11 protein-coding genes are annotated in these 16,009 nt (G+C 51.9%); 9 read left to right on the top strand and 2 right to left on the bottom strand.

The window, feature by feature from the left end; all coding sequences use genetic code 11:
* On the bottom strand, positions 1-82 hold an 82-nt coding region (locus B3520_RS05995; RefSeq protein ID WP_286875647.1), incomplete at its 3' end, for a shikimate kinase.
* A 170-nt stretch (positions 83-252) separates the two neighbouring features.
* On the bottom strand, positions 253-1,461 hold the full coding sequence (manD, locus tag B3520_RS05990) for a D-mannonate dehydratase ManD (RefSeq protein WP_265366807.1): 1,209 nt from the start codon (positions 1,459-1,461) through the stop codon (positions 253-255).
* 482 nt (positions 1,462-1,943) lie between these two features.
* Here manD (B3520_RS05990) and B3520_RS05985 point away from each other — a divergent pair, with 482 nt between their 5' ends.
* From B3520_RS05985 to B3520_RS05945, 9 genes are all read left to right on the top strand, one after another.
* The gene (locus tag B3520_RS05985; RefSeq protein ID WP_286807387.1) at positions 1,944-3,998 is read left to right on the top strand and encodes a glycoside hydrolase family 2 protein; all 2,055 of its coding nucleotides are present in this window, start codon (positions 1,944-1,946) and stop codon (positions 3,996-3,998) included.
* Positions 3,999-4,140: 142 nt separating this feature from the next.
* Positions 4,141-5,349, top strand: a complete 1,209-nt coding sequence (manD, locus tag B3520_RS05980) for a D-mannonate dehydratase ManD (protein ID WP_286807388.1) — start codon at positions 4,141-4,143, stop codon at positions 5,347-5,349.
* 104 nt (positions 5,350-5,453) lie between these two features.
* Positions 5,454-6,185, top strand: coding sequence for a FadR/GntR family transcriptional regulator (locus B3520_RS05975; protein WP_286807389.1), 732 nt, complete (start codon positions 5,454-5,456; stop codon positions 6,183-6,185).
* 436 nt (positions 6,186-6,621) lie between these two features.
* The gene (locus B3520_RS05970) at positions 6,622-8,829 is read left to right on the top strand and encodes a TonB-dependent receptor (RefSeq protein WP_286807390.1); all 2,208 of its coding nucleotides are present in this window, start codon (positions 6,622-6,624) and stop codon (positions 8,827-8,829) included.
* A gap of 289 nt (positions 8,830-9,118) precedes the next feature.
* Entirely contained in the window at positions 9,119-9,823 is a 705-nt protein-coding gene (locus tag B3520_RS05965) for a 3-keto-disaccharide hydrolase (protein WP_286807391.1), read from the top strand.
* 3 nt (positions 9,824-9,826) lie between these two features.
* On the top strand, positions 9,827-12,253 hold the full coding sequence (locus B3520_RS05960; protein ID WP_286807392.1) for a PVC-type heme-binding CxxCH protein: 2,427 nt from the start codon (positions 9,827-9,829) through the stop codon (positions 12,251-12,253).
* A 2-nt stretch (positions 12,254-12,255) separates the two neighbouring features.
* The gene (locus B3520_RS05955; RefSeq protein ID WP_286807393.1) at positions 12,256-13,449 is read left to right on the top strand and encodes a Gfo/Idh/MocA family protein; all 1,194 of its coding nucleotides are present in this window, start codon (positions 12,256-12,258) and stop codon (positions 13,447-13,449) included.
* Positions 13,450-13,505: 56 nt separating this feature from the next.
* On the top strand, positions 13,506-14,900 hold the full coding sequence (locus B3520_RS05950) for a divalent metal cation transporter (protein WP_286807394.1): 1,395 nt from the start codon (positions 13,506-13,508) through the stop codon (positions 14,898-14,900).
* Between the two features lie 3 nt (positions 14,901-14,903).
* Positions 14,904-16,009: Gfo/Idh/MocA family protein (locus B3520_RS05945; protein ID WP_286807396.1), on the top strand; the 1,106-nt coding region annotated here is incomplete at its 3' end.

Raw genomic sequence — 16,009 nt, 5'->3', positions numbered from 1 at the left:
CGTCGGCGTCCAGGAAGCGCCAATTCAGGTGGCCCGCCAGCGCCCTTCCAAGAGTTGTCTTGCCAGATCCTGACACACCCATTACCACGATCAAAACAGGAGTGCGTGACTCTTTCGGGAGGTTTGAAGAGGTTGTCATAGTCAAAAGCCTGTTTGCTTGTAATGCCACCTCTACAGCTCCTTTCATGTAGCCAAGATTCGCTGTAAAGGGATCGGAAGGCTGGCCTGGTAAGCCAGCCTTATCCAAAGTAACTACCAATTATAAAGCGTGCCGTCTTCAAGACGATTTACCGGCAGGTAGGCGCGTTTGTAGGGGTAGCGAGCGGCCAGTTCCTCATCAATGTCTACGCCATGCCCCGGAGCGGAGCCGGCGTGAAGGTAACCATCCTCAAAATGATAATCGTGCGGGAACACTTCGTTCGTTTGCTCTGTGTGCCGCATATACTCCTGAATGCCAAAGTTGGGAACCCAGGTATCAAAATGTAGTGCCGCTCCCATGCAAATGGGGGATAGATCTGTGGGGCCGTGACAACCGGTCCGCACATTGTACAGATCGGCCAGGTTGGCAATGCGGCGGAAATGGGTGATGCCGCCAGCGTGAACGACGGTGGCCCGGATATAATCAATCAACTGCTCAGAGAACAGCTGTTGACAGTCATAGATAGAGTTGAAGACCTCCCCGACGGCAAGAGGGGTTGTCGTGTGTTGGCGGATCAACCGGAAGTTTTCCTGATTTTCCGCCGGTACAGCGTCTTCAAGCCAGAACAGGCGGTAGGGTTCCAGGTCTTTACCCAAGCGGGCCGCCTCAATGGGTGTCAGGCGATGATGGGCGTCGTGCAACAAATGATGCTCAAAGCCAAACTTCTCCCGAAGCTTATCAAACAGCTTGGGCACATGGTTCAGGTACTTTTCGGTTGACCAAACCTGCTCGTCAGGCAGGCCAACATCGGCAGGCTCATAAAACATCTTGTCCTCGGTCACCCCATAAATGGAAGGGATGCCGGGAACCCCACACTGAGCTCGGATCGCTTTATATCCCATGTCGATGAACTTGGCGACTTCGTCGACGGTTTCCTCAATATCGACGCCGTTGGCGTGTCCGTAAACCATAACGCCATTGCGCGAACGGCCGCCCAGGAGTTGATAGAGTGGTAGTCCTGCCACTTTACCTTTGATATCCCAAAGCGCGATGTCTATACCCCCGATAGCTGCCATGGTAACGGGACCCCGGCGCCAGTAAGCGCCGCGATACATGTATTGCCAGATGTCCTCAATATCCTGGGGGTCCCGGCCGATGAGGCAGGGAAACAGATGATCCTCAAGGTATGAGGCAACGGCCAACTCCCGACCGTTAAGGGTCGCATCCCCTACACCGTAAACCCCTTCATCCGTTTCGATTTTGACGGTAACGAAGTTACGGCCAGGGCAGGTTACAATAACCTTGCAATTAACAATTTTCATATTGACTCCGAGTGACTAGGTATATCGAGACTGTCGAGCTCCGTGAATGCTCTCTCACGGGTCGTCTATAGACGTCGGCGTACGGGTCGGCGTCGCAGTGGCCTGATTTGTGGCCTTACCACTTGGCCATAATACCAGCAGGAAGGGTGTCGTCAACATGTTTATAGATGATATAAATACTATTTTTTTGTGGGGCGCAACTTTGAGCCATGCGGTTTGAGTTTGGTTTGGGCCTGATCTATTGATGCATCGGCACAGCTACTGGTCACCTATGGGGCGCCAGGAAGGCTGAGCGCCCCTCTCTATCCCTTTTATATCTTCCATTCCTTCGGTCATTTTTCCTCAAAAACTGGTTGACTTTTGGGAGTCACCTGATCATCATGGTAAAGTGGTCAGGCCACCAGGCAGCGGGTGGTTTGGCCATCTTCGAAAATAACAGTTTCCGACCTGTAGGGCCGGAATCAACAGGTGAGGTTATAACCATGGGTGAGATACAGAAACAGCTACTGCGAGCGGCCTTGTGCTGCTTGTGGGTGGTGGCGGCCTCCGTAGGGGCGGCTGAAGGCGAAGACGACTCGGATAATGAGTTTTTCTCGGTTTTTCCTGATGCAGACGTTTACCCGCAACCCGCGCCATTGCTGACCAATATCTACGGTCGCGAGCGTCGCTCCCTCAACGGCATGTGGGACATTAAAGTGGATGAAGCGGGCATCGGCTGGAGAATCGGTGGATACATCAATGACCTGAACCGAGACCAGCTCACCGGCATGGAGCTCAAAGAAACCTCGTTTGATGATCGAAGCCAGCTTAAGGTTCCCGGTGACTGGAACAGCCAGCGTGTCGATCTGGATCGCTACCGCGGAAAAATGTTCTATCACAAAATTGTGCCGATTGATAAGGAAGAGGGAAAAAGGTACTTCGTTCATTTTGGTGGCGCCAACTATGTCACTGACCTGTTCGTCAATGACGAGCTGGTGGGTCGACATGAGGGCGGCTATACCGCATTCAATTTTGATGTGACAGACCACATCAAAGACGGAGAGAATACGATTATCGTTCGCGTCGATGCTTTTCTGGACGACAGTACCATCCCGACGATGCGCACCTCTGATTTCTGGAAATACGGTGGCATTACTCGCGATGTAAACCTGCTGACGCTGCCTGAAAAGCATGTCAGCCAGTATCACGTATACCTGGATGATCGGGAGAGTGGGGAGATCAGGGGCTGGATTCAGTTGTCCGATAACGTTCAACGTGGGGCTGTGACGGTAGAAATCCCCGAAGCGGGTGTCAAACAGACGGTGTCTGTGGGTAAGAACGGACGCGCTGAGTTCAGCGCCCAGGCCGATCTTCAACTCTGGAGCCCGGAAAACCCGAAACTATATGACGTGAAAATCAGCTATGACGGGCGTGAGATCAAGGACCAGATAGGATTTAGAACCATCGAAACCGAGGGTCAGAACATCGTACTTAATGGTAAACCTGTAAAGCTCTATGGCATCAGCATGCATGAAGAAACACCGCTGCGAGCGGGGATGGCCAACTCGCCGGAAGATGCCGAAGTGCAGATGAAGCTGATTAAAGAGCTGGGTGGTAACTTTGTACGTCTCGCCCATTATCCTCATAATGAGCACACTGTCAGAATGGCCGATAAACTCGGCTTGATGGTATGGAGTGAAATTCCCATTGTCTCCTTGATTGACTGGGATAACGAACACACGCAACAGGTTGCTCAAGCTCAGATTAGCGACAATGTTACCCGGGATTTGAATCGAGCCTCCATCGTCATGTGGTCTATCGCCAATGAGACCTTTCCTCAGTCCCAGGAGCGTTTGGATTTCCTCAAGGGGCTCGCTGAAACCGCGAGGTCGTTGGATGCCAGTGATCGCCTGATCGCCTCGGCTCTGATCGGTGACTTTTCAAAGGAGTTTGAAGAGGTGGGTAACCATCTTTTGTATTCGCTGATACATGATTCAGAGCTTCCCGAGGCAGAGAAGGATCGTCTGAGAGCAATGTTTGAAAAGACCGCGCCTGACGACTTCGACAAAAATGATGTGGTTACGGTCATGATCAAAGACCAGCTGGGTGAAGTGGTTGATATTGTTGGTTACAACGAGTATTTCGGCTGGTATTACTCCGCCTTTTTTGCCCCCGAGCTCGGGGTAGATGAGGGACTGATTCGAGACACTATGTTCAAGTTGATGCCAAAAATGCGATTCAATAACGTCTTTGGCAAGCCGATGATCATCTCTGAGTTTGGGGCGGGCGCAAAAGCCGGATTCCATTCCGAAGAGGGCGTCATCTGGTCGGAGGAGTATCAGGCCAGAGTGTACCGGGCTCAAGTGGACATGCTGGAACGAAGTGAAGCGGTTAAAGGCATGTCCCCGTGGATTCTGACGGATTTTCGTTCCCACCTTCGTGAGCTGAATGGAATCCATGAGACTTACAATCGCAAAGGTCTGATTTCTGAAACCGGTGAAAAGAAAATGGCGTTTGATGTGCTTAAAAACTTCTATCACGAGCAGCGTGATTTGTAGGTAACAGTTGATCTCCCTTGACGGGCGTACTCATATCTTCTGGTGCGCCCTTTTTTGGCCTATTTTTGAAAGTGTATCAACGTACATTTCCAAAAGCTGGCCCGGCTGATATTCGGTAATACCTGTTAAAGTGGTTATTTTTATGAAAATTGTAAACTGTAAAGTGATTGTGACCTGTCCGGGTCGAAACTTCGTGACCGTAAAGATCGAGACTGATGAGGGTGTATACGGGATTGGCGATGCGACACTTAACGGACGTGAACTGTCGGTGGTTTCTTATCTGGAGGATCATCTGTTTCCCTGTCTGATAGGGCGAGACCCTCAACAGATTGAAGATATCTGGCAGTACCTGTATCGAGGTGCCTATTGGCGTCGTGGACCGGTTACCATGACCGCGATTGCCGGTATCGATACAGCGCTGTGGGATATTAAAGGAAAAATTGCCGGACTTCCGCTTTATGAGTTGCTTGGCGGACGGTCACGAGATGGTGTGATGGTTTATGGTCATGCGAATGGCGTGGATATTGAGGAGACGGTGGATGAGGTGGCCAAGTATATTGATCTTGGTTACAAAGCCATTCGTGCCCAGTCCGGTATTCCTGGAATTCCCTCCACCTATGGGGTCGCCAAAGAGAAAATGTACTACGAGCCGGCCGACTCGGATTTACCCTCCGAAAACGTCTGGTCCACTGAGAAATATATGAAGCATGTCCCTAAGCTTTTCGATAAGCTCAGGGAGAAATTCGGCTTCGAGCACCACTTGCTTCACGATGCCCATCACCGGCTGACACCGATTCAGGCCGCTCGCGTGGGCAAGGATCTTGAGCCCTATCGCCTGTTCTGGTTGGAGGACTCTGTTCCCGCGGAAAACCAGGAGAGCTTCCGCCTGATCCGTCAGCATACGACAACTCCCTTGGCGGTGGGGGAAATCTTCAACTCCATCTTTGACTGTCAACAATTGATCACCGAGCAGCTGATTGACTATATTCGCACCACGGTGGTGCATGCTGGTGGTATCACTCACCTTCGGCGAATTGCGAATCTGGCGGATCTGTATCAGGTCCGTACGGGCAGTCATGGCGCGACAGACCTTTCTCCCGTCTGTATGGGCGCCGCACTGCACTTTGATACCTGGGTGCCAAACTTTGGCATCCAGGAGTATATGCGCCATACCGAACAGACGGACGAGGTGTTTCCGCACGACTACCGCTTCGATAAAGGCTACTTATACGCAGGAAGTGCCCCCGGACATGGTGTAGATATTGATGAAAAGCTGGCCGCAAAATATCCATACAGTCCGGCCTACTTGCCCGTCAACCGTCTGGAAGATGGCACCATGTATAACTGGTAAGGGAGTTGGACGTACCCAGGGACGGATTGACTCGAGAGCAGACTGATGCGATTATTGTTGGCCTGACCACCAGATATGTTAACCAACGCAATAGAGCAGCGCCAATGGAAATACAGGCAGTCAAAGTCCGTCGACTTTACCTCGAGGTCGCCGGTCAAATCGAGTCGCAGATCAAAGCCGGAAAAATCAAACCGGGCGGACGACTTCCGTCCGAGCGGGACCTGGCGGTTAAATTTGATGTCAGTCGGCCCACTATTCGTGAGGCCATGATTGCCCTGGAAATTGCCGGACTGGTGGAGATCCGGACCGGGCGTGGGATCTACGTGGTCAAGCAGCGCTCGCCCCAGGAACTGGAGGTTCGGGATGAAGGGCCGGGACCGTTTGAGATCCTTGAAGCCCGTCGTTGCGTGGAGACCGAGACGGTGGCGCTGGCGGCGGCCCGGATTACCCAAAAGCAACTAATGGACCTGGAGCTTGCCTTGCGGGAAATGGAAAACGAAGGGGTTGAGGGGAGTGTGACGGAGCGTGCCGATGAGCGCTTTCACTGTATCATCGCCGAAGCCTCCCAAAACAGTGCGCTGGCGGCCACCGTGAGGTGGTATTGGCAGCTCAGGAATGAGTCCGAGATCAGCACCCTGTTTCACAAGAGGGTGCGTGAGGAGGGGGTGCACCCTTCTGTGAATGAGCATCGCCGAATCTTTAATGCGTTGAAAAACCGGGACCCAGTTGCCGCAAAGAATGCCATGAGAGCCCATATCTCAAGGGCGTTGGAGCGGGATTGGGCGCTATTGGATGACGGCGCTGGCACCATTGTTTCTGTAGACGAAGACGACTGATCCCATAAGCCCTTAATAAAGGTGCACTCCTCAACGTGCCAGTGCACCTAGGGCTCTTTCCTGAGACCCCCTCGGTCTATCCATACTCTGAATTTGCGCTAACGTTCATTTTTTGTTCAAAAAAGTACAAGCAACTGCTTGACTCCGGAAGTTCGCAGGGTTAAGGTGGCCTTACCACTTGGCCGTATGGCCTTGGCGAGCATGCGCAAACACGCAGTCAGCATGAGGGTCGGTAATTCTGTCCTCGTCGCTCGACCACAAAAGGGGTAGGAGAGACTTCAATCAGCCAAGAGGCGTCTTTGGGGCGCCGTTAGGATGTTGCAGCGGGTAGTTTGTGGCGCTTTGGATAAAGCGGTTGTCCACAAGAGCTGTAGCGGCGTTGGCATCAGCGAAGTTCCCACTGACGCTCAAATATTAAATAAATGAGGCGTTAGTTATGAGCGTAAACATCCTGTCAAAAAAGCGACTCAGCATCGCAGTTGGTCTGTTGAGTGCGGGTATTGGTTTTCCCAGCGCAGTCCAGGCCCAACCGCAGCTTGAAGAAGTGCTTGTCACCGCCCAGAAGCGGGAGGAGAGCGCCCAGGACATTCCCGTAGCGGTATCGGCCATCGATAGCGAAAGTCTGGAGAATATGGGCGTTAACGATTTTAACGACCTGACCAAAGTATCGCCGTCATTGACCATTACGCAGGGTGATCAGGCGAACAACAGCCCGATCGCACTGCGGGGTATTGGTACTTTTGCATTCGGCATGAGCATTGAGCCCAGTGTCGCGGTGATTATCGACGATGTCCCCGTCGCCGCGAGTGCTCAGGCTTTTTCGAATCTTGTGGACGTTGAACGAATAGAAGTGCTGCGCGGGCCGCAGAGCACTCTGTTCGGAAAGAGCGCGTCTGCTGGTGTGATCAATATTACGACCAAAGAGCCGTCAGAGTACCCGGAAGCAACGATCGAGTTGAGCGCGACTGACGATGAAGAGGTTCGAGTTCTGGGCTCGGCGTCTGGAATGTTAACCGACACTCTGGGTGTCCGGGTCAGTGGCTATCATTCAGATTATGAAGGCCATGTTGAAAATCTGCATACCGGAAACACCATTAATGGCAAGGAAAGCAAAGGCCTCCGTTCAAAGTTCCGCTGGGATGCGAGCGCGGACCTTACGCTAACGCTAATTGCGGATATCAATGAATCGGAAGATAACTGCTGTGCGTCGCCCTTCAACTATGTGTCGCCCGACGCTCGCAATATTAATGACGACCCTCCAGCGGTATGGCTGGAAGGTATTACACCTTCAAGAGAGAACGACCAGGTTCGAATAGATGCCGAGCCGCGAAATACCTCCGACGACTGGTCAACCACGCTGAAGGCCGAATACGATCTGGGTGAACACGCTCTGGCGTCCATCACCGGGCTTCGGAAGTGGGAGTATACGTTTTTTCAAGATATTGATGCGACTCAGACCTTTGAGCTGAATCAATCATCTGGTTATGAGACAGATCTTCTGACGCAAGAATTTCGATTGACATCTCCCGCATACGATAAGTTCGACTACGTGGCGGGACTGTACTTTGAGAAAAAGGATAATGCCCGGTGGTTCCAGCGAGGCCCCGTGTTCGTTGCTGACTGGAGCGCCGAAGCGGACAACGAGATTGCAGCAGTGTTTGCTCAGGGTAAGTATTCGATCAACAACAGTCTGACCGTGATTGGTGGTCTGCGCTACCATCAAGAAGATATTGGTGTGAGTTTCCTGAGGCCGGGAGATGACCCTATAACTGGCACATCTACAGATGATGTGGTTTTGGGGAAATTGTCCCTCCAATACTTCACTGCGGGTGATCTGATGTTCTTTGGTAGCTACAGTCAGGGTCATAAAGGTGAGGGTTATGACATTACCAGTTCCTTCTCGGAGAGCTCTGCTGATTCTCCGGTAGGTGCAGAGACCTCTGACTCATTCGAGCTTGGTATGAAAGGTACCTTCCTGAACCGTCGGCTTCAGCTGAATACCACTTTGTTCTCAACCTCTTATGAGGGGTTTCAGGCGCAAAGTACGGTCACCGACCCGGATACTCAGACGATTGAATTTAAGCTGAATAACGTGGGTGATTTACAGACGTCCGGGCTTGAGATCGACGCCACTGCACTTTTGACTGAAAATCTTCAAGTGGATATGGGTATCGCCTTGATCGATGCGGAGATCGAAGAGTTCACTGGGGCGGATTGTTATGACCTACAGACAGAAGCCCAGGGCTGTGCTGATGATAAGCAGGATTTGAGTGGCACCGAGCTTAATAACTCGCCGGATCTCAAAGTAACTCTCGGAGCGAATTATGATTGGCGCTTTGAAGACCTGCCTTTTGATGGCTTCATCAACGGTTCTTATCAGTGGCAGGATGAGGTTCGATTCAGTCTGCTAAATGACCCGACGACCTATCAGGATGCTTACGGCATATTTAATCTGAATGTCGGCATTCGCGATAAGGACGATGCCTACAAACTGACCCTGTTTGTCAACAATGTGACCGATGAGTCCTATGTGAGCGGAGCCGGACAGTCGCAAGGGCTATTTGGCGGGGAAAGCGTGCTGACCCACCAGGTGCCCCGTGCCGCACAGCGTTATGCGGGGGTGAAGCTCAAGCTCAATTTCTAGGAATCTGGCGGCTACTCGTGTTCTCTCTCTCTCACTTGGGGTAGCTGCCCAGTGTGGAAGCCAGTCGGATTAACAGGGATGTGCACACTTTATCCGGGGCTTGTCATTCAGGCCTCGGTTTTTTGCTTTAAGCTTCAGCGCCGCAGAAGTGCTTTGTGGGGAAACGTAAAGTTACCATATTGTATATTGCAAGCAGTCAGGTAAAGCGGTAAGGTGGCCTTACCGCTTTGTGGTGTCCGAATCCGCTCATTGGATATCTAAAGTTCTCCTAAATATGGACGGCTTAGTCATGAAAAAATTAATAATTATCTTTCTTGCAACAATCTCGATTGCTGGCTGTTCGACGCAACAGAAAGCCGAGCCAGGTTCAACTAACCTAATCGATGACTCCCTGAGTCATTTTGAGAATATTTATGATTATGGTGACGCTCGAGTCGAAAACGGCGAGTTGATACTTCGCTCAACCGGTAACTGGTTCTTGACGACCAAAAAACGCTACCAAGATTTTATTCTGACGGCGGAAGTGATCATGCCCGACGTCAACGAATACAGCAACTCGGGCATAATGTTCAGAGGCCAGGTAAAAACGACCGGAGATAAGCGCGAGGCAATGGGCTATCAGGCCGAAGTTGATCCGAGTGATCGGAAGTGGAGTGGCGGGCTTTATGACCAGGCTCGTCGCCAGTGGCTGCACCCGGTGCACGCCACCCGCTCTGAACCCGATGAAGATTTTAAAGAAAGCTATCTGCCCGGTTGGACCGATGAAATGGCCAACGCCTACCGCCATCTCGAGTGGAACAAGTACCGAATCGAGTGCCGGGGAAGTGATATTAAAATATATGTCAATGGCGTTCTGACCACCCATGTTCGAGACACCAAGGACAGTGAAGGTTTTATCGGCTTGCAGCATCATGGCAGTCAATTATTGAAAGAGACCGGCCGTACCAACAATATTGTACGTTTTCGAAATGTCACTATTACTGAGTTGGAGTAGGTTGTGCGGACAGATAAAAATTTCAAGAAGAATAGTGTAGCCGTATTGGCTCATACCCTGGTTGGCCTGTCGATCGTAGGTTGTTCGTATGCGGTGTTAGAGGACGATTCTCAGCCGGGTTCCGAGACATCGGAAACCGAGGCGACGACAACAAACCTGGGTGATCGCGAAGGTCACGACATGACGCCGCCCATTGCCGCGGAGGATATTCCGCCCGCACCGGTTCTGACGGTTACAGAAGCCTTGGAGTCCATGCAGATACAACCGGGCTTTGAGTTGGAGAGCGTCACTGCCGAGCCCTATGTCTTCAATCCAGTGGCCTTGAGCTTTGACGGTGACGGGCGTATGTGGGTTGCGGAAATGACCACGTTCATGCCGGATCTGGATGGCAATAATGAAGAAATTCCCGTTGGAAGCATTGCCATTCTGGATGATACCGATGGCGACGGGAAGGTGGATAATCGAACGGTATTTCTTGACGATATTATCCTGCCCCGAACCATAGCATTGGTAAAAGGTGGCATTCTGTATTCCGATCAGACCCAACTGTACTTCGCCGAAGTCAAGGCGGGGGATGAGCTGGGTGTTCGCGAAGTGGTTGATCCGGATTACGCTCGGGGTGGCAGTGTAGAGCATAAGCCCAATGGGATGCTCTACGCTCTGGACAACTGGTACTACAACGCCAAAAGTGATCGTCGCTACAAAGTCCTCCCACTGGATGAGGAATTGCCTTCAGGATCTGAAGAGATCTATCGCAATCAGTACTGGAAGATGGCGCTCTCCAAAACGGAATCCCGTGGACAGTGGGGCATCAGCATGGACGATTATGGCCGACTTTTCCATAACTGGAATAGTGTACCTGTGCAGGGGGAATTTTTACGTCCTAATTCGCTAAACCGTAACCCCGGACTGGTTCAGGAGATAAAAGCCCATAGCATCGGCGACAAGCGGGTATACCCCGTGCGAATCAATCCCGGTGTGAATCGAGCCTATTTGCCGGAGACACTGGTTTCCGAAGGGCCCGACAAGGGCAAACTGGTCAACTTTACCGCCTCTAGCGGCAGTGTGGTTTATCGGGGCAATCAGCTTCCTGATGAGTATTACGGTGTGGCTTTCGTTCCTGAGCCTGCAGCCAACCTGATCTCCGCCAGGCGTATCGTTGAGGGACAGGGCGAGCTGAGCGGCGAGGAGCTCTATCCGCAAAGTGAGATACTGGCATCTACTGACGAGCGTTTTCGGCCGGTAAATCTTTATACAGCACCTGACGGAACCTTATACATAGTCGATATGTACCATGGCGTAATTCAGCATAAGGAGTTTCTGACTACCTATTTGCGGGAACAGTCTGAAGCTCGTGACCTGGACGAAAATAACAACAATATGGGCAGGATATACCGGTTGCGTTGGGCTGAGAACGAGTTACTGGACAAGCCTCAGTTGCTCAATAAAACCAGTTCACAGCTGGTGCCACACTTGGCTCATGCGAATGGTTGGCACCGGGATACCGCCAGACGTCTGATTGTCCAACGTAATGACAGAAGTGTCGCGGAAGAAATTACTCGGCTTGTGGAAACAAGCGACGACCATCGAGCTCAGATCAATGCGCTTTGGACCTTGGAGGGGCTGAATGCTGTCAACCGGGAAAGCATCCGAGCCGGATTGAATTCGCCGCACGCTAAAGTAAAGGTTTCTGCCATTGAGTTGCTGACACGCCTTTCTGAGAATGAACAGCAGGAATTTGCGCAGAATCTTGTCAGATTGTCGACCAGCGACTATGAGATTGCGCTGCAATTGGCATTGAGTGCTGGAGAGCTGAAAATTGACAACACGATGGAGCTGTTGACGTCGGTGTTGAATGAGTATGGCGATCGGCCATTGATCAACGAGGCTGTGGTCAGTGGAATTGCGGGTCGAGAGCAAGAGCTGGAGTCCTACTTAGGAGATGACATTAATGAGAAGCTGAGCAGTCTCCTGAATCTGGTGGGAAACCAACAGATTGTTGAAAGTAACGTAGATTATCTCGTGACCAGGGAACAGATCCAGTATATGAGGGGCCAGGAGATGTATGAAGGCCGTGCAGCCTGTGCGGGTTGCCATGGCCAGCATGGGAAAGGTCAGGAGGGTATGGCGCCGCCTCTGGCTAATAGTGATTGGGTCACCGGTGAATCAGAAGTACTGATTAGAGTTCTGCTGCACGGCTTGCGTGGTCCGATCAAGGTCAATGATGTTGAATATGAATTTCCTCTCGTTATGCCCGGACTGGCCGATAATGACAGCTTTAGTGATCAGGATCATGCTGATATCGCCACGTACATCCGAAATAATTGGGGTAATGCGGCAGGTGCTGTCAGTGCCGATGAGGTCAGAGAGGTTCGAGAGCAAAGCGCAGCACAGAATCAACCGTATACAGCCAGTGATTTGGGTCGATAGTCATGGAAACACCTAACCAGGGGCCTTCTGACGGCTCAGTAGAGAATAACTCGCCTGCGGTTCGTGTCGGCATTGTTGGCCTGGGCAATATTGCCCGGCAACACATTCAGAATATCGTCGATGGAGAGGTGCAGGGTTGTGAAATTGGGGCCATCTGTTCTCGCAGTGGCTCCGAGCTTTCGGATGAGCTTGGGGTTCAGCACTTCTCTGATTACCGCGCGCTGTGCGATTCGGGGTTGGTGGATGCGTTGATCATTGCCTCGCCCACCATGCAGCACTTCTCCATGGCCAAGTACGCCCTGGAGCGGAAGCTTCATGTGATGCTGGAGAAGCCGATCGGTCTGTCTTCGTTTGAAGGTGAAACGCTTCTTCAGTACGCCGACGAGAACACCGTGTTTGCGTTGATGCTGAATCAGCGGACCGATCCCACCTTCAGCAAAATGAAGGAAATTGTGGAGAGTGGCGTTTTGGGGCCGATCCAAAGGACCCATTGGACCATGACCAACTGGTTCAGGCCTGAGATCTATTTTGAGGTCAGTGACTGGCGCGCCACCTGGAAGGGCGAGGGCGGTGGTGTACTGCTCAACCAGTGCATTCACAATCTGGATGTATTTCAGTGGATCTGTGGTCTTCCCAATGAGATTCATGGGTTCTGTGAGTTCGGTAAGTATCATCAGATCGAAGTTGAAGATGAAGTGACGGCGTATCTGCGCTACCCCAATGGCGCCACAGGACTGTTTGTCGGTTCTACCGGTGAGGCTCCAGGCGTCAATCGTTTCGATGTGATTGGCGACAGGGGCAGCTTACACTTTGATTCGGGTCAGGTTACCTTGGTCCGAAACCAGCAGAGTACATCAGAGTTCAACAGACAGACAGACGATATGTTCGGTATGCCTGAGAGCCACTCCGAGATTGTCAGCACGGGTGGCAAAGTGAATCAGCACGCCCTGATAATGACCAACTTTGTGGATGCCATCCGAAAGGGTGAGACACTTCTAACTCCTGCGGAGCAGGGCCTGGCGTCCTTGGATATGGCCAACGCCATGTTGTTATCAACATGGCTTAAGAGACCGGTAAAGCTACCGCTTGATCGACAGACTTATCAAGGGGCGCTGGAGGACAGGATTGCTTCGTCATCGCTTCGTAAAAAGTCGAATAGAAAGGCCAAGGTCAATATGTCAGCCTCGTATCGCTGAGCGAACATCGATTGCCTTTTATCCTACAGACTATTCAATGAAATCCAGGATCCAGTATGAGTGATTCCGCTAATAATGAGCTGGCAACCTTAAGCCGCATTTCCGTTAAGCCCTGGTACGCCCGGGTTCCAACCTATCTGATACTGAGCGGTCCAGGATGGTTGCAGGGCGCCATGACTCTTGGGGGCGGGAGTGCCGTTACCTCCCTGACCATTGGTGCTTTGTTTGGGTACGAGTTTCTATGGGTCCAGCCGGTATCAATGATCATTGGCTGCGTGATGTTATTTGCGCTATCGCATCAAACCTTGCATACACAAATAAAACCGTTTGAAGCAATGAAAAAGTATGTCAACGCCCCGTTGGCATGGCTTTGGGCGATCGCAGCATTTGCTTCCAGTATTATCTGGGGGTTCGCTCACTATCCGCTCAGTGCCGGTATGATTGAAGAGATTGTCGTGGTCTCCACAGGCTGGTCCGTGGATGAGGGGAACACGGTTGGACGTGATATGTATCTGTTGGCTCTGGCGATTCTGGTCTGGGCAGGCTGCGCATACACCGCATGGAAATATGGTGAACAGGCCGGAGAATCAGGCGGAAATAGGTCGGGTAAGGCCAATGCGATCAAGATATTCGAGACCGGTATCAAACTACTGAGTGGGTCGGTAATTTTTGCCTTTGCTTGGGTGGTTATCAGTGCGAGCTTGAATGGCAAGGTCGATTGGGGAGCTGTGATGGCTGGTTATATTCCCACTTCACTGCCTCAGGATGCAGAGGGCGTCACTATAATGATGGCGGCGCTTGGAAGCGCGGTGGGTATTAATATGACGTTTATCTATGGTTATACACTTCTGTATAAAAAGTGGACGCCGGCGCACGTCGAGCTCTCACGGTACGATATCGGCTTTGGTCTGGTGTTGCCTTACGTTCTGGTCACCAGCTTGATTTCCATTGCGGCGGCAGGGGCTTTTTTCAATTCTGATATGGATATTCAAGGCAAACTGAGCCCTGCGGTTGCGGGCAAGATGTTTATGTCCGCGGGGTTGGATGAAGTGACCAGTCGCCTGATCTTTGCTTTTGGGATATTGGGCATGGCGGTCGGTTCCCTGGTTATGCACATGCTGTGTTGCGGCTCTGCCGCGGCAGCCATGTTCAATTGGCCGGAGGGGAGCTTGAAGTATAAGTTAGCTTTGCTATCACCTACCCCTGCAGTATTGGGCGTATTTGTCTGGTCAACCATGGGCCCCTACGTGGTGTTGCCTACGTCGGCGATATGTGGGTTGTTGCTACCCATTGCGTATATCGGCTGGGCAATTTTGCACAATAGACCCAGTTACCTGGGTGACGCCATGCCAACCGGATTAAACAGAGTGTTGTTTAATCTGGCAATGGTGTTATGTATTGTGACTGTAATGGCCAGCGTGGCTTATTCAACCTGGGTTCAATTGGTTTAGAACATGAATGACTCTACTTCAGTCAATATAAAAGACGGCGCCAATTACGCGCCGCTGGGTAAATCGGAAAAAGTCGTTGCGCCAGAGGAATTCGGCTTTTCGGTCGCCTGGCTGGATCACGGTCATATTTATGGGCAGACCAATGGCCTGTTGCAGGCCGGCGGAACGCTTCGCTATGTGTACGATCCGGATCCCAAAAAGCTGGCTGCCTTCTGCGAAAAGTATCCCCAAGCCAAGGTGGCTGAGAGCTTTGATCAGATGCTGGCCGATGACAAGACGCTATTGGTGGCATCCGCAGCGATCCCCAACGTGCGAGCGGACATTGGCGTTCAGGTGATGCAGGCCGGAAAGGATTACTTTACCGACAAGGCGCCGTTCACCACCCTGGAGCAGCTCGATCGGGTCAAGCAGGTGGTGGCGCAAACGGAGCGCAAGTATGCCGTGTACTACGCCGAGCGGTTACACAATGAAGCGGCCTGGGCGGCGGGAGAACTGATTGCCGAAGGGGCAATTGGTCGGGTGCTTCAGGTCATCAATCTGGCGCCCCATCGATTGTCCAAGGCGACCCGCCCCGACTGGTTTTTTGATAAGAATCAGTATGGTGGCATTCTGACCGATATCGGTTCACACCAGGTGGAGCAGTTTTTGACTTATGCTGGGGTGACCGAGGCAAGCATCAATTTTGCGCGGGCCTGTAATCTGAATAATGCCGACAAGCCCGAGCTGGAAGATTTCGGTGAGATGTCCATGACGGGGGATAACGGTGCGTCCTTCTATACCCGGGTTGATTGGTTTACCAGCGATGGACAAGCGACCTGGGGCGATGGCCGGACCTTTATTCTCGGTACCGAAGGGAATATTGAGTGTCGTAAATACAATGACGTGGCAAGGCAGGCGCCGGCATCAAAGGTGTTTTTGACCAATGCTCGGGGTGAGCGGGAGATTGACTGTCTGGGGCAGTCGAGTTTCCCGTATTTTGGTCAGCTGATTCTGGATTGTCTGCACCGGACCGAGAATGCCATGAGTCAGGCGCATGTGTTCAAGGCCGCCGAGTTGAGTCTGAAAGCGCAGGAGATGGCGGATGAAGGTCGTCGGGTTACGCTGCGCTA

This window comes from Marinimicrobium sp. UBA4509 (assembly GCF_002388575.1).
GTDB lineage: Bacteria > Pseudomonadota > Gammaproteobacteria > Pseudomonadales > Cellvibrionaceae > Marinimicrobium > Marinimicrobium koreense.
This window is presented reverse-complemented; position numbering and strand designations above follow the sequence as displayed.